General features: G+C 69.0%; 10 protein-coding genes and 1 tRNA gene. 9 read left to right on the forward strand and 2 right to left on the reverse strand.

Features of this window, described 5'->3' with window-relative positions:
* The first annotated feature begins 107 nt into the window (after nt 1–107).
* The 3 genes from gltB to pyk all read left to right on the forward strand — a co-directional run bounded on the left by gltB (nt 108) and on the right by pyk (nt 8,101).
* Complete coding sequence (gene gltB / locus OVA15_RS04070) at nt 108–4,814, forward strand: glutamate synthase large subunit (protein WP_268143261.1); 4,707 nt, start codon at nt 108–110, stop codon at nt 4,812–4,814.
* A complete protein-coding gene (locus OVA15_RS04075) occupies nt 4,807–6,270 on the forward strand; it encodes a glutamate synthase subunit beta (protein WP_006213211.1) in 1,464 nt (487 codons plus the stop codon). The genes gltB and OVA15_RS04075 overlap by 8 nt, the downstream gene beginning before the upstream one ends.
* Nucleotides 6,271–6,619: 349 nt before the next feature.
* The gene (pyk, locus tag OVA15_RS04080; RefSeq protein WP_006213210.1) at nt 6,620–8,101 is read left to right on the forward strand and encodes a pyruvate kinase; all 1,482 of its coding nucleotides are present in this window, start codon (nt 6,620–6,622) and stop codon (nt 8,099–8,101) included.
* A 313-nt stretch (nt 8,102–8,414) separates the two neighbouring features.
* On the opposite strand, the gene OVA15_RS04085 is transcribed toward pyk, so the two are convergent.
* A tRNA-Leu gene (locus OVA15_RS04085) sits at nt 8,415–8,494 on the reverse strand.
* A 179-nt stretch (nt 8,495–8,673) separates the two neighbouring features.
* Here OVA15_RS04085 and OVA15_RS04090 point away from each other — a divergent pair.
* The 4 genes from OVA15_RS04090 to OVA15_RS04105 all read left to right on the forward strand — a co-directional run bounded on the left by OVA15_RS04090 (nt 8,674) and on the right by OVA15_RS04105 (nt 16,029).
* Nucleotides 8,674–9,330, forward strand: a complete 657-nt coding sequence (locus OVA15_RS04090) for an ANTAR domain-containing response regulator (RefSeq protein WP_006213209.1) — start codon at nt 8,674–8,676, stop codon at nt 9,328–9,330.
* A gap of 81 nt (nt 9,331–9,411) precedes the next feature.
* Entirely contained in the window at nt 9,412–12,318 is a 2,907-nt protein-coding gene (polA, locus tag OVA15_RS04095; RefSeq protein ID WP_268143264.1) for a DNA polymerase I, read from the forward strand.
* Nucleotides 12,319–12,515: 197 nt separating this feature from the next.
* Nucleotides 12,516–14,012 (forward strand): 30S ribosomal protein S1, encoded by a 1,497-nt coding sequence (rpsA, locus tag OVA15_RS04100; RefSeq protein ID WP_268143266.1) that lies wholly within the window; start codon nt 12,516–12,518, stop codon nt 14,010–14,012.
* 250 nt (nt 14,013–14,262) lie between these two features.
* Nucleotides 14,263–16,029, forward strand: coding sequence for a BCCT family transporter (locus OVA15_RS04105; RefSeq protein WP_053447361.1), 1,767 nt, complete (start codon nt 14,263–14,265; stop codon nt 16,027–16,029).
* Nucleotides 16,030–16,093: 64 nt separating this feature from the next.
* Here the strand turns inward: OVA15_RS04105 and OVA15_RS04110 are convergent, their stop codons facing one another.
* Nucleotides 16,094–16,792, reverse strand: a complete 699-nt coding sequence (locus OVA15_RS04110; RefSeq protein ID WP_053447362.1) for an IMPACT family protein — start codon at nt 16,790–16,792, stop codon at nt 16,094–16,096.
* A 54-nt stretch (nt 16,793–16,846) separates the two neighbouring features.
* On the opposite strand from OVA15_RS04110, the gene coaE reads away from it, so the two are divergent.
* Together coaE and OVA15_RS04120 are read left to right on the forward strand one after the other, a co-directional pair.
* Nucleotides 16,847–17,446 carry a dephospho-CoA kinase gene (gene coaE, locus OVA15_RS04115; RefSeq protein WP_268143271.1) on the forward strand — a complete coding sequence of 200 codons (600 nt, stop codon included), beginning with the start codon at nt 16,847–16,849 and terminating at the stop codon, nt 17,444–17,446.
* Between the two features lie 205 nt (nt 17,447–17,651).
* Nucleotides 17,652–19,430, forward strand: a complete 1,779-nt coding sequence (locus tag OVA15_RS04120) for a BCCT family transporter (protein WP_268143274.1) — start codon at nt 17,652–17,654, stop codon at nt 19,428–19,430.
* Nucleotides 19,431–19,438: the final 8 nt, after the last annotated feature.

A 19,438-nucleotide genomic window follows, 5' to 3' on the forward strand; every position in this document is an offset into this window, starting at 1 on the left:
CTCATCGCCGCATCAGCATGCGCTCCGCTGACGCCGCTCGGTCCCATCGGCTGAGGCAGGCACCGTCGGGCGGTGCCGAGCCGCAGTCATCAGGTGAGGAGAATTCCATGTCGCAGTCCGATCCCGGTCCCCGGGCGCACCCGGCCCCGCAGAGCGAGGACCAGGTCCCTGAGGCCGCCCCGACCGAGTCCTCGGACGGGTCCGTCCGCTCGCCGTTCACCGAGTTCTCCACCGCCCCCGAGCAGCAGGGCCTCTACCGACCGGATCAGGAGAAGGACGCCTGCGGCCTGGCCGTGATCGCGACTCTCGACGGGCAGCCCCGCCACGAGATCGTGGACAAGGCGCTGATCGCTCTGCGGGCCCTGGAGCACCGAGGCGCCGTGGGCGGCGACTCCGGCTCCGGCGACGGCGCGGGCATCCTCCTGCAGATCCCCGACGCCTTCTTCCGCGAGGTCCTCGACTTCGAGCTGCCCGCTCCGGGCGCCTACGCCGTGGGCTCGGTCTTCCTCCCCACCGGCGGTCGCGACGAGGCGCAGATCCGCGCCCAGATGGAGGAGATCGCCCAGGAAGAGGGCCTCGAGGTCCTCGGCTGGCGCGAGGTCCCCGTCGACGACTCCGCGATCGGCAGCGCGGCGCGCTCGGTCATGCCGTACTTCGTCCAGCCCTTCGTCCAGGAGCGTCGTGACGCGCAGGAGGCCTTCACCGGCCACATCCCGGTCCAGGACCTCGACGGCTCCGCCGCCCGACTGCAGCTCGATCAGAAGGCCTTCCGGCTGCGCAAGCGCTCCCAGAACCGACTGGGCATCTACTGCTCGTCGTTCTCCACCTCGACCATCGTCTACAAGGGCATGCTCACCACGGCCCAGCTCGAGCCGTTCTACCCGGATCTGTCGGACGAGCGCTTCGGCACGCGGCTCGCGGTGGTGCACTCGCGCTTCTCGACCAACACGTTCCCGTCGTGGCCGCTGGCTCAGCCCATGCGCGTCCTGGCCCACAACGGCGAGATCAACACCGTCAAGGGCAACCGGAACTGGATGCGCGCGCGCCAGTCGCAGCTGAAGTCGCCGCTGCTGGGCCGCAATCCGGAGGAGCTGTTCCCGATCTGCTCCGAGGGCGCCTCCGACTCGCAGTCCCTCGACGAGGTGGCCGAGCTGCTGATGCTCTCCGGCCGTCCGCTCGTGCAGGCCATGATGATGATGATCCCGGAGGCCTGGGAGAACCACGAGACCATGGACGTCGACCGGCGCTCGTTCTACGAGTACCACTCCACGCTCATGGAGCCGTGGGACGGCCCCGCCGCCGTGGCCTTCACCGACGGCCGCCGCGTGGGCTCGGTGCTGGACCGCAACGGGCTGCGGCCCGGGCGCTTCTGGGAGACCGAGGACGGCCTGGTCGTCTTCGCCTCCGAGGTCGGCGTGGTCGACCTGTCGGACCGCACGATCGTGCGCAAGGGCCGCGTGGCCCCCGGCACCATGTTCCTGGTGGACACGGTCGAGGGCCGGATCGTGGAGGACGCCGAGCTCAAGCAGGAGATCGCTGACCTGCAGCCGTGGCAGGAGTGGTCCGAGGGCAACACCGTCCGCTTCGCGGATCTGCCCGAGCGCGAGCACATGCGCCACCCGCGCTCGTCGATCGAGCTGCGGCAGAAGACCTTCGGCTACACCCACGAGGAGCTCGCCAAGATCATCGGCCCCATGGCCGAGAAGGGCGCGGAGCCCATCTACGCCATGGGCACCGACACCCCGGTGGCCGTGCTGGCCGAGCGCCCGCGCCTGCTCTTCGACTACTTCGTGCAGTCCTTCGCCCAGGTGACGAATCCGCCGCTGGACTCGATCCGCGAGGAGCTTGTGACCTCCATGCGGTGCGCGCTGGGGCCCATGGGCAATCTGCTGACCACCAAGCGCGTCCGCACGCACCAGGTGATCCTCGAGTTCCCCGTCATCAACAACGACGAGCTCGATCAGGTCCTGCACCTCAGCGACGAGGACGAGATGCCGATCGCCCTCAAGGTGCGCGGCCTCTATCGCCCCGAGGGTGGGGGAGCGGGGCTGCGGGCGCGCATCGCGGAGATCTGCGAGAAGGTCTCGGCCGCGGTCAACCGCGGCGTGCAGTACGTCGTGATCTCAGACCGCGACTCGAACGGCTCGTGGGCGCCGATCCCCTCGCTGCTGCTCACCAGCGCGATCCACCACCACCTGCTGCGCTCGGCCACCCGCACCAAGTGCTCGCTCGTGGTCGAGGCCGGCGATGTCCGCGAGGTCCACCACGTGGCCCTGCTGCTGGGCTACGGCGCCTCGGGCGTGAACCCCTACCTGGCCATGGAGTCCGCGGAGGACCTCGTGCGCGCCGGGCAGATCGCCGGGGTCACGGAGGAGCAGGCGGTCGCCCACCTCATCAAGGCGCTCGGCAAGGGCGTGCAGAAGATCATGTCCAAGATGGGCATCTCGACCGTCTCGTCCTACTGCGGGGCCCAGACCTTCGAGGCGCTGGGCCTGTCGAAGGAGCTGATCGAGGACTTCTTCACCGGAACCGTCTCGCAGCTCGACGGCGTGGGCCTGGACGTCATCGCCGAGGAGACGCATGCGCGGCATCGTCGGGCCTACCCCGAGGACGGCGTGGTGGAGCCGCACATCGGGCTGGACACCGGCGGCGAGTACGACTGGCGCCGCGACGGCGCCCCGCACCTGTTCAGCCCGGAGGTCGTCTTCCGGCTGCAGCACTCGACCCGCACCGGCAGCTACGACATCTTCCGCTCCTACACCCGGCTGGTGGATGAGCAGTCGGAGCAGCTCAAGACCATCCGAGGCCTGCTGTCCTTCGACTCGGACCGCACCCCGGTCCCGCTCGAGGAGGTCGAGCCGGTCGAGGAGATCTTCAAGCGGTTCTCGACCGGGGCCATGTCCTACGGATCGATCTCCAGGGAGGCCCACGAGACCCTGGCGATCGCCATGAACCGGATCGGCGCCAAGTCGAACACGGGCGAGGGCGGCGAGGACGTCGAGCGGCTCATGGATCCGCAGCGACGGTCCAAGATCAAGCAGATCGCCTCCGGGCGCTTCGGGGTCACGAGCCTGTACCTGACGAACGCCGAGGATCTGCAGATCAAGATGGCACAGGGCGCCAAGCCCGGCGAGGGCGGCCAGCTCATGGCCCAGAAGGTCTACCCGTGGGTCGCCCGGACCCGTCACTCGACCCCGGGCGTGTCGCTGATCTCGCCGCCGCCGCACCACGACATCTACTCGATCGAGGACCTGGCGCAGCTGATCTACGACCTCAAGCGCTCCAACCCCTCGGCGCGGGTGCACGTCAAGCTGGTCTCGGAGCTCGGCATCGGCACCGTGGCTTCGGGCGTGACCAAGGCCCGCGCGGACGTCGTGCTGGTCTCCGGCCACGACGGCGGCACGGGCGCTGCCCCGCTGAACTCGCTCAAGCACGCCGGGCTGCCCTGGGAGATCGGGCTGGCCGAGACCCAGCAGACCCTGATGCTCAACGGGCTGCGCGACCGGGTGGTCGTGCAGGCGGACGGGCAGATGAAGACCGGGCGCGACGTCGTGATCGCGGCGCTGCTGGGCGCGGAGGAGTACGGCTTCGCGACCGCGCCGCTGGTGGTCGAGGGCTGCATCATGATGCGCAAGTGCCACCTGGACACCTGCCCGGTGGGCGTGGCCACCCAGAACCCGCTGCTGCGGGAGCGGTTCACAGGCAGGGCCGAGCACGTGGTGAACTTCTTCACGTTCCTGGCCGAGGAGGTCCGCGAGCTGCTGGCCCAGCTGGGCTTCCGCAGCCTCGACGAGGCCATCGGCCACGCCGAGATCCTGCGCACGGACCGGGCGATCCGGCACTGGAAGGCAGAGGGACTGGACCTGACCCCGGTGCTGCACTCCTCGGTGCTCGAGCACGAGGGCAAGGAGGTCCGGTGCCGTAGAGGCCAGGACCACGAGCTCGATCAGCACTTCGACGTCGCCCTGATCCGCGAGTCCCAGCCGGCGCTGAGGGACCGGGAGCCGGTGCGGCTGCAGCACGAGATCGTGAACACCGATCGGTCGGTGGGCACCATGCTCGGGCATGAGGTGACCCGCACCTTCCAGACCGACGAGCTCGGCCACGACACGATCGACATCACCCTCCTCGGGCAGGCCGGGCAGTCTCTGGGGGCCTTCCTGCCCCAAGGCGTCACCCTGCGGCTGGAGGGCGATGCGAACGACTACGCCGGCAAGGGCCTCTCCGGCGGTCGGATCATCATCCGCCCCGCTCGGGATGCGTCCTTCACCGCCGAGGACAACGTGGTGGCCGGCAACGTGATCGGCTACGGCGCCACGAGCGGCGAGATCCTGCTGCGCGGCCAGGTGGGGGAGCGCTTCCTGGTGCGCAACTCCGGAGCGACCGCGGTGGCCGAGGGCATCGGCGATCACGGCTGCGAGTACATGACCGGCGGCACCGCGCTGATCATCGGGCGCACCGGCCGCAACTTCGGGGCCGGGATGTCCGGCGGCGTCGCCTACGTCCTGGACCTGAGCGAGGCGGCGGTGAACCTCCAGTCGCGCACCAGCGGCGAGCTGCAGCTGCTCGAGCTCGACGACGACGACCGCGCCACGGTGCAAGGACTCCTGCGCCGCCATGCCGAGGAGACCGGATCGCAGCTGGCCCAGCGCCTGCTCGACGACCTCGAGACCACCTGCGCGCGCCTGACCAAGGTGCTCCCGCGCGACTACTCGACCGTGCTCGGCATCCGTGCCGATGCCGAGCGCGACGGCCTGGACCCGGACGGGACCGAGGCCTGGAACCAGATCCTGGAGGCGACGACCCGTGGCTGATCCCCGTGGATTCCTCAAGACGACCGAGCGCGTGGACCGGCCCAAGCGGCCGGTGCCGGTGCGCATCATGGACTTCGCCGAGGTCCAGACCCGGCAGGATCCGTCCGTGATCCATCAGCAGGCGGGTCGCTGCATGGACTGCGGCATCCCGTTCTGCCACCAGGGCTGCCCTCTGGGCAATCTCATCCCGGAGTGGAACGACCTCATGTGGCGCGGACGCGACCGCGAGGCCGTGGCCCGCATGCACGCGACCAACAACTTCCCGGAGCTGACGGGGCGCGTGTGCCCGGCCCCGTGCGAGTCGGCGTGCGTGCTGGGCATCAACCAGCCCGCGGTGACGATCAAGCAGGTCGAGTACGAGATCGGCGAGAAGGCGCTCGACGACGGCCTGCTCGAGCCGTTCATCCCGGATCGCCTGGTCGGGCAGACCGTGGCCGTCGTGGGCTCGGGCCCGTCCGGTCTGGCCGCGGCCCAGCAGCTCACGCAGGCCGGGTTCACGGTGGCGGTCTTCGAGCGCGACGACCGCATCGGGGGGCTGCTGCGCTACGGCATCCCCGACTTCAAGCTCGAGAAGGAGGTGCTGGAGCGCCGCCTGGAGGTCATGCGCCAGGAGGGCACCCGCTTCCGCACCGGCGTGGAGATCGGCCGGGACATCACCTGGGACCAGTTGCGCCGCCGCTACGACGCCGTCATCGTGGCCACCGGAGCCTTGAAGCCCCGCGAGCTGCCGGTGCCGGGCCGCGAGCTGGACGGGGTGCACCAGGCGATGGAGTACCTCACCCAGTCCAACCGCGTCGTCGCCGGCGACGAGGTCGCGGATCAGATCCGGGCCGATGGGAAGCACGTGGTGGTGCTGGGCGGCGGGGACACCGGCTCCGACTGCATCGGCACCGCCAACCGTCAGGGTGCCGCCTCGGTGACGAACATCGCGATCGGCTTCGAGCCGCCCGCCCAGCGTCCGGACTCCGAGCCGTGGCCCATGGCGCCCAAGGTGCTCGACGTCTCCTCGTCGCACGAGGAGGGCGTGGACCGCGTGTACCTGTCCTCGACCGTCGAGCTGATCGCCGGTGAGGACGGCCGGGTGCGCGCCCTGCGCCTGGCCGAGACCGAGTACCTTCCGGACGGCAGCCGCGGGCCCAAGGCCGGCACCGAGCGCGAGATCCCCGCGGATCTGGTGCTGCTGGCGCTGGGGTTCACGGGCAACGAGTCGGATGAGCTGGTCTCGCAGCTGCAGGTCAGCTGCGAGCCCCGCGGCACGGTCGCCCGCGATGACCACTACATGACTTCGGTGCGCGGCGTCTTCGCCTGCGGGGACTCGGGCCGCGGTGCGTCGCTGGTGGTCTGGGCCATCGCCGAGGGGCGCGCCTGCGCCGCCGAGGTCGAGAAGCACCTCACCGGCAGCACGCGCCTGCCCGCGCCGGTGCGGCCCAGCACGCGGGCCATCGACCTGCGCTGAGCCACTCGGCACCGCCCTGAGGGTTCCGGCCCTGCGCAGGCACCTCCGTGAGCCCGCGGGCGCACGGGCCGCGCACCCCTGGTCCGGGGGTCGCGGCCCGCTCGTGGCTGCGGCGGATCGTCTCCGTCACCAGGAGTGACGAGCATCTCGCTGTTAGCCCTCAGCGCGCATCCGACTTCGCCCATCTCCGACCGATCGCCTGCAGGGCGAGTATGGTGGGGAGAAGAGCGGGTCCTTTCGAGGCCCGCAGCATGACCCCGGCAGAGCTGCCGCGCAGGATTCCTCCCTCGCAGCTTCGGGGGTCTGCGCGTCGGTCTGCCAGTTCCGACATCGAGCAGGAGGAAGTGCCTTGCGCAGAGCGAAGATCGTGGCGACCATCGGTCCGGCCATCAGCTCCTATGAGAAGATCACCGAAGCCATCCAGGCCGGGCTGAACGTCGCCCGCCTCAACATGAGCCATGACACCCACGACACCCACCTGGCGTCGTACCAGAACCTGCGTCGTGCCTCGGAGGATCTCGGCCAGACCGTCGCGATCATGGCCGACCTGCAGGGGCCCAAGATCCGCCTCGGCCGCTTCGCCGACGGCCCCCACGAGCTGGCCGTGGGCGATGTCTTCACCATCACCGTCGAGGACATCCTGGGCGATCGCACCCGCTGCTCCACCACGTTCAAGGGGCTGCCCCAGGACGTGAAGCCCGGCGACCCGCTGCTGATCGACGACGGCAAGGTCGCCCTGCGGGCCACCGAGGTCACCGACACCGACGTCACCACCGTCGTGGAGGTGCCCGGCAAGGTCTCGAACAACAAGGGCATCAACCTGCCCGGCGTGGCCGTGAACGTCCCCGCCCTGTCCGACAAGGACGAGGTGGACCTGCGCTGGGCCCTGAACACGGGCTGCGACCTCGTCGCTCTGTCGTTCGTGCGCACCGGCGACGACATCACCCGCGTGCACGAGATCATGGACGAGGAGGGCCGCCGCGTCCCCGTCATCGCCAAGATCGAGAAGCCGCAGGCCGTGGAGAACCTCCACGAGATCATCGACAGCTTCGACGGCATCATGGTCGCTCGCGGCGATCTCGGCGTCGAGCTGCCGCTGGAGGAGGTCCCGGTCGTGCAGAAGCGCGCGATCGAGCTGGCGCGCCGCTGGGCCAAGCCGGTCATCGTGGCCACCCAGGTCCTCGAGACCATGATGGAGAACCCGCGCCCCACGCGCGCCGAGGCCTCGGACTGCGCCAACGCCGTGCTCGACGGGGCGGATGCGGTCATGCTCTCCGGCGAGACCTCGATCGGCGCCTACCCGATCGAGGCGCTGCAGACCATGTCGCGCATCATCCTGGCCACCGAGCGCCAGGGCTGGGAGCGCATCAGCCAGATGGTCACGGAGCCGCGCACCCGCGGCGGTGCGATCACCCGCGCGGCCGTGACCATCGCCCGTCAGCTGGACGTCCAGTACCTCACCACGTTCACGCAGTCCGGTGACACGGCCCGCCGCCTGTGCCGTCTGCGCCCGCAGCAGCCGATCCTGGCCTTCACCCCGGACCCCAACGTCGTGGCGTTCTGCTCGCTGCTGTGGGGCGTCCAGCCGATCCTCAGCGATCAGGTCGACCACACGGACGAGATGACCCGACAGGTGGACCTCTACCTCCAGTCGCATGATCTGGCTTCGCCGGAGGACCTGGTGGTCATCTGCGCCGGCTCGCCCCCAGGCGTGGCCGGTTCGACCAACCTGGTCAAGGTGCATCGCGTCGGCGATGCCAACGACTCCGGGGCCACCGTCGAGGATTCCCAGAAGGAGCGTCACGAGTCCGTGAGGCCCTGGAACCACTGATCAAGGAGCAGGCGGACTGATCCCGCGGAGCGGATCTGATCCTGCGAGGTCTGCGGCCCCGTCCACGAGCAACGGCTCGTGGACGGGGCCGTTGCGCGTCCGAGGTGCGAACGCAGCTGCTGGCTGGTCTGTCGGTCATGACTCGATCCAAGGCGGCGGGCCGCACAAAGCCCTCCCGTTGCGCTGTTCCATGGCTGGGCAGAGACTGTCGCGCGCTCAGGCAGGCGGGGGAGTCCCTTGCCCTCGGGATAGACGAGAAGCGCCCCGAGCCTGTGGCTCGGGGCGCTTCCGTGGGGCCGGGGATGGCCCAGGGTGCCCAAGGTGGGACTCGAACCCACACTCCGAAGAACCGCATTTTGAGTGCGGCGCGTCTGCCGATTCCGCCACTTGGGCGCGCGAGGCGCACGCAGAACCCTACCGCAGGGATCCGGCACGCCGCGGCATGGATGACTAGGCTGGGAGCATCGCCTGTCGGGGCGCAGTCCTGCGGCTCCGACACGTGCTCGAGGTCCCCGGAGCAGTGAGCGGGAGGCCCAGCCCATCCTGTCGCCTGTGCCGAAGGAGCCACCGCCGTGACCGAGAACACCGAACCGCTGGATCTCCCCGTCCCGGGCGGCTCCGAATCCCAGGCCGACGACGCTGGAGCATCGGAAGCAGCACACCGCCGACGCGTGGTCGTGGCCGAGGACGACTCCATGATCCGCATGGACGTGGTGGAGATGCTGTCCTCCGAGGGCTATGACGTCGTGGGGGAGGCCGCCGACGGCCGCCGTGCGGTGGAGCTGACCCGCGAGCACGAGCCCGATCTGGTGCTCATGGACGTGAAGATGCCGGTGCTCGACGGCATCTCGGCCGCCGAGGAGATCGCCGCCGAGCGCATCGCCCCGGTCGTGCTGCTGACGGCCTTCAGCCAGAAGGAGCTCGTAGAGCGGGCCCGGGAAGCCGGGGCCATGGCCTACGTGGTCAAGCCCTACACCGCCGCAGAGTTGATCCCCGCGATCGAGATCGCCGTCTCGCGCTTCGACGAGATCGTGGCGCTCGAGGACGAGGTCACCGAGATGAAGGACCAGTTCGAGACCCGCAAGCTGGTCGAGCGCGCCAAGTCGCTGCTGATCTCGCGCATGGGCCTGACCGAGCCGGAGGCCTTCCGCTGGATCCAGAAGACCTCCATGGACCGCCGCCTGTCCATGCGCGAGGTCGCCGACGCGATCCTCAACCAGGTGGGCTGAGCACCCACCCGTGTCCCGCGCGCCCATCGGGGAGGGGATGAGGGGCGTCGTGCTGTCCGGGCGCGCCCCTAGGATGGGCCCGTGAGCACGAAGACCAGCACCGAGACCGCCGCCCCCGCCTCCGTCACGATCGGGATCAAGACGGACGACCCCGTCGAGATCCCGCTGCCTCAGCGGATCGAGCGCCCGGAGCGGCGCCTGCTGCTGATCGACGGCCACTCGCTGGCCTTCCGCGCCTTCTTCGCTCTGTCGCGGGCCGCGGAGTACGGCAGCGGTCCGTCGTTCGTGACCTCGGACGGCACGCACACGGAGGCCGTCTACGGCTTCCTGAACACCATGGCCAAGATGCTGCGCGAGCAGAAGCCCACGCATCTGGTGGTGACCTTCGACCTCGACGGCCCCACGCTGCGCTCCCAGGAGTACGGCGAGTACAAGGGCGGCCGCGATGAGACGCCCGAGGAGTTCCACGGACAGGTCCAGCGCATCCAGGAGATCCTGCAGGCGCTGAACATCCCGATCGTGACCAAGGAGGGCTACGAGGCGGACGACGTCCTGGCAACCCTGTCGGCTGCGGGCTCCGCTCAGGAGTTCGAGGTCCTGGTCTTCTCCGGCGATCGCGACGCCTTCCAGATGGTCGACGAGAACGTCACCATCGTCTACCCGGGACGCACGCCGTCGGATCTGCGGCTCATGGACGCGGCGGCGGTCATGGAGAAATACAAGGTGGCCCCGCAGAACTACCCGGACCTGGCGGCTCTCACCGGAGAGCAGGCGGACAACCTGCCCGGCGTCCCCGGCGTGGGACCGGGCTTCGCGGCCAAGTGGATCGAGGCCTACGGCCGCGTCGAGTCGATCATCGACAACGCGGACAAGATCACGGGCAAGAAGGGCGAGGCCCTTCGCGAGAACCTGGACCTGGTCCGTCGCAACCGGAAGCTCAATCGCCTGGAGACCACGCTCGAGCTCGGCTTCGACCTGGCGGACGCGGCGCTGCCCGCCCCGGATGCCGAGAAGGTCGACGAGCTGTTCGATGCCCTCGAGTTCGGCTCGGGCCTGCGCGGGCGCCTCTTCGACGCCCTCGCCGCCGACGACGACTCCCCCCGAGCCTCCGCACCCACGATCGAGTCGGTCGAGGACGCCGAATCCTCCGCAGAGCTCACGGCCTGGCTGGAGGACGCCGAGGGCGAGGTCGTCGTGCGCCCCATCCGCCACGACGACGACGCCCGCCTGCCGGGTGCGCGCGAGATCACCGAGCTGCTGCTGGTGCGCGCAGGCGCCGAAGCGAAGTCACCGTCCGCACTGCGACTGGATCTCACGGCCTCGGACGCGCAGCTGGAGTCGACCCTGGCCGCGTGGCTGGCCGATGCCGAGCAGCCCAAGGTGGCCGTGGGCCTCAAGGAGCTGTGGAAGTCGTTGACCGTCCGCGGGCTCGAGCTCGCCGGTGCGGTCGATGACATCCAGCTCTCGGCCTACCTCCTGGAGCCGGCGCGCACGCACTACGACCTCGAGGGCCTGCTGGCCACCCACCTGGATATCGAGGTCGAGCAGTTCCGGGAGGACGACTCCGCCGCTGAAGGCCAGACCGCGCTCGACGTCTCCGCGGGGGAGCCCGGCACCGCTGCCCGCACCTCCCAGGCGCGGCTGCGGCATGAGGCCTCGCTGGCCCTGTCGACCCTGGAGCTCTCGCGCGTGCTGCGCGAGAAGCTGCAGGCCGACGACCAGCTCGGGCTGCTCACGGACATGGATCTCCCGCTGGCCCGGATCCTGGGGCAGATGGAGCTCACCGGCGTGGCCGTCGACGCCCAGCGCGTGGCAGAGCTGATCGACGACCTCGACGGCCCGATCCAGCAGGCGTGGGACACCGCGCAGGAGATCGTGTCCCGGAAGGAGGGCGCGGCGGAGATCAACCTGGGCTCCACCAAGCAGCTGCAGGTCGTGCTCTTCGAGACCCTCGGGCTGCCGCCGACCAAGAAGATCAAGACCGGCTACACGACCTCCGCCTCCGCAGTGGCAGACCTGCTCGGCAAGGTCGATCCCGATTCCGAGGGCGCCCGCTTCCTGCTCGCCCTGATGCGCTGGCGCGATTTCACCAAGCTGCGGCAGATCGTGCAGGGCCTACGCCAGGCGGTGGCCGAGGATGACCGCATCCACACCGACTACCAGCAGACGGTGGCCGCCACCGGCCGGCTGTCCTCGACCGATCCGAACCTGCAGAACATCCCGGTGCGCAGCCAGGAGGGGCGCCGCACCCGTGCGGTGTTCGTGGTGGGCCAGGACGATCAGGGCCCATTCGAGACCCTGGTGACCGCCGACTACTCCCAGATCGAGATGCGCGTGATGGCGCACCTGTCCGGCGATGAGGGCCTGATCGAGGCCTTCCGTGCGGGTGAGGACCTCCACCAGTACGTGGGCTCCAAGGTCTTCGGGGTCGCCCCGGAGGACGTGACGCCGGAGATGCGCTCCAAGGTCAAGGCCATGAGCTACGGACTGGTCTACGGGCTGAGCTCCTACGGCCTGTCCCAGCAGCTGCAGATCTCGGTGGACGAGGCGCGGACCATGATGTCCGACTACTTCAAGCGCTTCGGCGGCGTGCGCGACTTCCTGCGCGGCGTCGTCGAGGAGGCTCGGGAGGTCGGCTACACCGCCACGATCGACGGTCGCCGCCGCTACCTCCCGGATCTGGCCAGCGACAACCGCCAGGCGCGTCAGGGAGCCGAGCGCGCCGCGCTGAACGCCCCCATCCAGGGTTCGGCCGCGGACATCATCAAGCGCGCCATGATCAACGTGGACGCCGAGCTGTCCCGCGAGGGACTGCGCTCGCGCGTGCTGCTGCAGGTCCACGACGAGCTCGTGGTCGAGGCCGCTTCGGGGGAGGTGGAGCGGGTCACCGAGATCCTGCGCGAGCAGATGGGCGCGGCCGCCGAGCTGACCGTTCCGCTCGAGGTCAACGTGGGCACCGGCCCCGACTGGAACGCCGCGGCGCACTGAGCTCCGGCACCTCCGGCTTCGGCTTGACACGGCGCGACGGAAGCGTCCGGACATGTTGAAGGCCGCAGACCGGGCGGCTAGACTTCCGTCGGTGCGTACTGCGCACTCGTACGAACTGCAAGCCATCGGCGCATGCGCTCCACAGGCGAGCAGCAGCCCGAACTGACCATCATCAATTCCATCGGAGTCCCTACTACATGACCACCACCACCCCGCAGGTTGCCGTCAACGACATCGGAACCGAGGAGGACTTCCTCGCCGCCGTCGATGCGACCATCAAGTACTTCAACGACGGCGACCTGGTGGAAGGCACCGTCGTCAAGGTCGATCGTGACGAGGTCCTCCTCGACATCGGCTACAAGACCGAGGGCGTCATCCCTTCTCGCGAGCTCTCGATCAAGCACGACATCAACCCCGACTCCGTCGTGGCCGTCGGCGATGAGATCGAGGCCCTGGTCCTCACCAAGGAGGACAAGGAAGGCCGCCTGATCCTCTCCAAGAAGCGCGCCCAGTACGAGCGCGCCTGGGGCGACATCGAGAAGATCAAGGAGGAGGACGGCGTCGTCAACGGCACCGTCATCGAGGTCGTCAAGGGCGGCCTCATCCTCGACATCGGTCTTCGCGGCTTCCTGCCCGCGTCGCTCGTCGAGATGCGTCGCGTCCGCGATCTGGCTCCGTACATCGGCCAGCAGCTCGAGGCCAAGATCATCGAGCTCGACAAGAACCGCAACAACGTCGTGCTCTCGCGTCGTGCGTGGCTCGAGCAGACCCAGTCCGAGGTCCGCTCCGACTTCCTCAACAAGCTCCAGAAGGGCCAGGTCCGCACGGGCCACGTGTCCTCGATCGTCAACTTCGGCGCCTTCGTCGATCTCGGCGGCGTCGATGGCCTGGTGCACGTCTCGGAGCTGTCCTGGAAGCACATCGATCACCCGGGCGAGGTCGTCGAGGTCGGCCAGGAGGTCAAGGTCGAGGTCCTGGACGTCGACATGGACCGCGAGCGCGTCTCGCTGTCGCTGAAGGCCACCCAGGAGGATCCCTGGCAGCTCTTCGCCCGCACCCACGCCCTGGGTCAGGTCGTGCCGGGCAAGGTCACCAAGCTCGTCCCCTTCGGCGCGTTCGTGCGCGTCGAGGACGGCATCGAGGGCCTGGTGCACATCTCCGAGCTGGCTCAGCGCCACGTGGACATGGCCGAGCAGGTCGTCTCCGTCGGCGAGGAGCTGTTCGTCAAGGTCATCGACATCGACCTGGACCGCCGCCGCATCTCGCTGTCGCTCAAGCAGGCCAACGAGGGCGTGGATCCGGACTCGACCGAGTTCGATCCGGCTCAGTACGGCATGGCCGCTGAGTACGACGAGCAGGGCAACTACAAGTACCCCGAGGGCTTCGATCCCGAGACCAACGAGTGGATCGAGGGCTTCGAGGAGCAGCGCACGGCCTGGGAGCAGCAGTACGCCGAGGCTCAGGGCCGCTGGGAGGCTCACAAGGAGCAGGTGCGTCGTCACCTCAATGAGGATGCCGAGGCCGCCGTCGCCGGCGCCGGTGTCGCCACCTCGTCCTCCTCGTCGTCGAGCTCCTCGTCGTCCGCTTCGTCGGCTCCGTCCTCCTACTCGTCGGATGCTCCGGCGGAGGACGGCGGCACGCTGGCCTCGGACGAGGCTCTCGCCGCTCTGCGCGAGAAGCTCACCGGCAACTGATCACCTGCTGATCAGCGTCGCCGTCGGGCTCTGACCTGACGGACATCCACGAAGGCCCCCTTGCGATGCGCAAGGGGGCCTTCGCGCTGCCCGGGGGAGGCGGCAGGGAGCTGGGGACACGCGATTCGGCAGAGTGCTGAGCATCGCGAGGATCCCGATAGTGTGTTCCGGGCGCCAGACGGCCCCACCCGCTCATGCCGCGGACCGGCACGCGCAGCCCATCCTCTCCACACCACCGGGAGACCCCCTCATGCTCACCAGGCTCCACGACCGACTGGGGCTGCGGACCAGCCCGCAGATCTTCTTCTCGACCTCCGGCTTCGTGGTGGTCTTCGCGATCATCATGGTGGTCTTCCCCGACGGCGTCGCCGGTATCTTCGGCTCCTTGGCCGCGTGGATCACTGCGAACCTGGGCTGGTTCTACGTCACGGCGATCACCTGCATGCTGATCTTCGCCTTCTCCCTGGCGATGAGCCGTTACGGTCGGATCAAGCTGGGGGACGACGACGCCGAGCCCGAGTACTCCGGGCTGGCCTGGTTCGGGATGCTCTTCGCCGCCGGCGTCGGCGCTGTGCTCATGTTCTGGGGCGTGGCCGAGCCGGTGACGCACTACGCCGATCCGCCCATGTACGGGGTGGAGCCGCAGTCGGTGCAGGCCGCCTCCGATGCGCTGGGCATCGCGAACTTCCACTTCGGGCTGCACATGTGGGGGATCTTCATCGTTCCGGGCCTGGCTTTCGCGTACTTCACGTACAAGCGCAAGCTGCCGCCGCGGGTCTCGTCGTCCTTCCAGCCGCTGCTCGGCGACGGCATCCACGGTCCGATCGGCAAGACCATCGACTCGGTGGCCGTGATCGCCACGATCTTCGGGCTGGCGGTGTCCATCGGTCAGGGCGCCATGCAGATCAACGGCGGCCTGGACGTCATGTACGGGATCCCCATGTCCGGGTGGCTGCAGGCGCTGATCGTCGCGGTGATCACCGCCGCGGCGCTGGTGTCGGTGGTCGCGGGCATGGACAAGGGCGTCAAGCGGCTGTCCTACGCCAACATCTTCCTGGCGATCGCGCTGCTGCTGTACCTGCTGATGTTCGGAGCGACCACCGAGGTCCTGAAGGGCACCGTCGAATCCGCGGGCCGCTACCTGGCCATGCTGCCCACGCTGTCGTTCTTCAACACGGCCTGGGGCGAGAGCGACTGGACCGGCACCTGGACGGTGTTCTACTTCGCGTGGACGGCCACCTGGGCCCCGTTCGTGGGCATGTTCATCGCCAAGATCTCGCGCGGACGCACGATCCGCGAGTTCGTGATCGCCGTGCTGATCATCCCGTCGCTGTTCGTGCTGTGCTGGATCGGCATCATGGGCGTCAACGCGTTCCGGATCCAGCGCGAGGGCGGCAACCTGGTGGAGACGATCGTCGATGAGGGCAACGTCCCGGCCTCGCTGTTCGAGTTCCTGGGCCACTTCCCCCTGCTGGAACTCACGGCTGTGGTGGCGCTCGTGCTGATCACGGTCTTCTTCATCACCTCCCTGGACTCCGGGGCGCTGGTGCTGGATGCCATGGCCTCCGGGCACGAGGACGAGGCGCCGGTGCGCCAGCGCGTGTTCTGGACCCTGGCGGTGGGCGCGATCTGCGTGTCGCTGCTGCTGGGGGCCGGCGAGGACGCGCTGGCGGCGCTGCAGGAGGTCATCAAGGTCATCGGGCTGCCGATCACGGCCATGATGTTCGTGCAGGCGCTGATGGTGATCCAGGCGGTGCGCGAGGACTTCGGCGGTGCCCGTCCCATCCGTACAAGGCAGTGGAAGCAGGTGCTCCCGCTGGAGGAGTACCACCGACGCTCCCAGGACGACGACGTGGACATGAGCGAGTACACGATGCGTCCTGACTTCGAGCCCGGCACCGAGCCGGAGTACGAGACGCACCAGCCCCGCACCTGGCGCACCGAGCGCGGGGCCACGGGTCAGCTGCCTGCCGTGCAGCCTGGTGATCTCCAGCGCTCGGCCCGCGATCAGGACTGAGCCCGGGGCAGCTGGCCACCCCGGGTTCGGTGACCATCGGACCGAGCCCACGGCGAGCGAGTCCTCAGGCCAGGTCGACCCACCCCGTCCCGCCGTCGTCGATCCTTCCCTGACCGGAGGTCACCTCGGACACGACGGCGCGCAGGTGCTCCACGGCGTCGTCCCTGTCCGGAACCCCCGTGTGCAGCACGGCCTCGGAGGCCCCGTAGTCGGTGTCGAGCACGGCGATGCCCGAAGCCCGCAGCTCGTTGTCGACCTTGCCCGCGAAGGCGGGGGAGACGGCGACGCTGAGGTGCCGACGACGCTCCCGCACCAGCGTAGGCGCCGAGTCCAGGGTCTCGGTCACGGCCTGCGAATAGGCGCGGACCAGACCACCGGCGCCCAGGAGGGTGCCGCCGAACCAGCGCACGACGACCGCGCAGACATCGGAGAGCTCTGGCTGCTCCTCGGCGCCGGCGTCGTGGGCTGCCTCTGGCGAAGAGGGGAACCGGTGCTGCGTCAGCGCCTCGAGCATGGGCGCCCCGGCCGTGCCGGAGGGCTCGCCGTCGTCGTTGGAGCGCTGGATCATCCGATCGGCCCCCAGCACGAAGGCGCTGCAGTGATGCCGGGCGTCGTGGTGGCGGCGACGCAGCTCTGCGATCAGCTCGCGCGCCTCGTCCTCGGACTGCACGCGCCGCAGCACGCACAGGAAGCGGGATCGCTTGATCTCGATCTCATGGCTGATCTCGCGGCGATGGGCCAGGACGGTGTAGCGCTGGGGCATGCGAACGATCCTAGAGCCCAGGAGGAGCCCGCCGACGGGCGCTAGCCTGGGCCCATGACGATGATCGGGCTCACGGGAGGCATCGCCTCCGGCAAATCCACGGCGGCCAGACGGCTTCAGGACCACGGCGCGGTGCTGATCGACGCGGATGCTGTCGTGCGGCAGCTGCAGGCTCCCGGAGGTGCCGCGATCGCACCCATGGTGGAGGCCTTCGGGCCGGGGATCCTGGACGACGCCGGCGCCCTGGACCGTCCCGCGCTGGGACGGCGGATCTTCTCCGATCCGCAGGCGCGCGAGCAGCTCAACGCGATCGTGCACCCCCTGGTGAGGGATCGCTCCCTCGAGCTCGTGGAGCAGGCCAGGGCGCAGAAGGGCCCCGATGCGGTGATCGTGCGGGATATCCCCCTGCTCGTGGAGACCGGGCAGGCGGATCAGATGGACCTGGTCCTGGTGATCGAGGCCCCGCGCGCCCAGCGCATCCGGCGCATGGTCGAGGACCGGGGGATGAGCCCGGAGGATGCCGCCGCGCGCATCGAAGCCCAGGCCACCGACGAGCAGCGCCGCGAGGCCGCCGACGACGTCCTGGTCAATGACGGGACCGTGGCCGAGCTCGAGGCCGCAGTGGACGCATGGTGGCAGAGGAGGATTGTGTGACGTGGACGAAGCCCCAGGTCAGCTCGGCGTTTTCCGTTCGGCCTGGGGTCAGTGCCGTCGTCGGCCTACTGTGGAAGTGCGCTCGAGGCGGCTTTAGAGTCCATGCTTCATCGCTGCTGGTGAGCACGCATGGGCGACCTCCGCACTCGTCACCCACCACCTCCGCCGACGCAGCGGCGCATGCGAGTCGGCCCTGGACGCTCTCATGCTCGACAGACTCCACGACGCTGCGCGTCTTCGCACCAATCCGATCATCTTCTTCTCCGCCGTGGCCATCGTGCTCGGCTTCGTCCTGTGCTCGCTGCTGTTCACCGAGACCATGAACGCGGTCTTCGTCACCGGAGCGGGCTGGGTCATGGAGAACCTGGGCTGGTTCTACATCCTCGGTGTCTCCGTCTTCCTCCTCTTCCTGATCTACGTGGGGATCAGCAGGTTCGGCGGACTCCGGCTGGGGACCCAGGACTCCCGTCCGGAGCATTCGACGCTGGCGTGGTTCGCCATGCTCTTCGCGGCAGGCATTGGCACGATCCTCATGTTCTGGGCGGTCGCCGAGCCGATCTCCCACTTCGCTGCACCACCCTTCCGAGGAGTCGAGCCGGAATCCAAGGATGCTGCCCGCAGCGCCATGGCCATCACGCTGTACCACTTCGGTCTGCACACCTGGACGATCTTCGCCCTGCCTGCGCTGTGCTTCGGGTACTTCATGTACAAGCGCAGCCTGCCGCCGCGAGTCTCCTCCATGTTCCAGCCCCTGCTCGGGGCCCGGATCCACGGCCCCATCGGCAAGCTGATCGACATCGTCGCGCTGGTGGGGACGCTGACGGGCGTGGCCGTGTCCATCGGCCTGGGCACGCTGCAGATCAACGCCGGACTGGCCAGCCTCTTCGGCATCTCCGAGTCCGCTCTCAGCCAGATCCTCATCATCGCCGCAGTGACCCTCGTGGCCTCGGTCTCCGTGGCACTGGGACTCGACCGAGGCATCAAGGTGCTGTCCAACACGAACATCCTGCTGGCGATCGGCCTGCTGGTCTTCGTCCTGGTCTCGGGCCCGACCGTGATGCTGCTGCGCGGCACCATCGAATGGTTCGGCGTGTACATGCAGGAGCTCCCGGGACTCATGTTCTGGAACGACACCCTCGAGGACACCGGCTGGCAGAACGGCTGGACGGTCTTCTACTGGGCCTGGACGATCACCTGGTCGCCGTTCGTGGGCATCTTCATCGCTCAGATCTCCAAGGGGCGCTCCATCCGTCAGTTCATCGGCGGAGTCCTGTGTCTGCCCGTGCTGTTCTCCGTGATCTGGTTCGGGATCTTCGGCACGGCGGTGTTCGACATCGAGTTCAACCAGGGCGGTGGTCTCGTGGAGACGGTCGTGGGGGAGGGAGACATCCCCGGAGCCATCTTCGCCTTCCTGGGCCATTTCCCGCTCACGGAGGCGCTCTCGGTGCTGGCGATCGTGATCGTCACGCTGTTCTTCATCACGTCCATGGACTCGGCAGGACTCGTCATGGACAACATGGCGAGCGGGCATGACGACGCCGCACCGGCGCACCAGCGGGTGTGGTGGGTCGTGGCCATCGGCCTCGTGGCGGCCACGATCCTCGTCGGCGCCGGCAAGTCGGGTCTCAGCGCCCTGGAGAACGTCGCGATCCTCATCGGGCTGCCGTTCTTCGTGCTCGGCTACTTCCAGATGTGGTCGCTGCTGCGCGCTATGCGGGAGGACGCCGGGGAGGTGGCTCCGCTGAAGAGCCGCCGCTGGCGGCGCACGCTGCCGCCGGAGGAGTACGAGCGCCGTGCGCAGACCGGCGAGCTGGATCCGGAGTACGTGATCGCCCCAGATCACTACCACGGCACGGAGCCGGAGCACTCGCCCGAGCTCGAGCACCCGGAGCAGCCTGACGTGGTGCAGGACTACCGCCGCCGCACCGGCGAGCAGGACGTCGTCGACTCGGACGAGACCGCGGCGGCGGGCCGCCGCCGCTGAACGCCGTA

Source organism: Kocuria sp. SL71 (assembly GCF_026672465.1).
Taxonomy (GTDB): domain Bacteria; phylum Actinomycetota; class Actinomycetes; order Actinomycetales; family Micrococcaceae; genus Kocuria; species Kocuria palustris.

Coding starts and splice junctions, on each gene's coding strand:
- OVA15_RS04110 (WP_053447362.1), bottom strand. CDS start 16,792: ATGCCCCAGCGCTACACCGTCCTGGCCCATCGCCGCGAGATCAGCCAT.
- rpsA (WP_268143266.1), top strand. CDS start 12,516: ATGACCACCACCACCCCGCAGGTTGCCGTCAACGACATCGGAACCGAG.
- gltB (WP_268143261.1), top strand. CDS start 108: ATGTCGCAGTCCGATCCCGGTCCCCGGGCGCACCCGGCCCCGCAGAGC.
- OVA15_RS04120 (WP_268143274.1), top strand. CDS start 17,652: ATGCTCGACAGACTCCACGACGCTGCGCGTCTTCGCACCAATCCGATC.
- coaE (WP_268143271.1), top strand. CDS start 16,847: ATGACGATGATCGGGCTCACGGGAGGCATCGCCTCCGGCAAATCCACG.
- OVA15_RS04105 (WP_053447361.1), top strand. CDS start 14,263: ATGCTCACCAGGCTCCACGACCGACTGGGGCTGCGGACCAGCCCGCAG.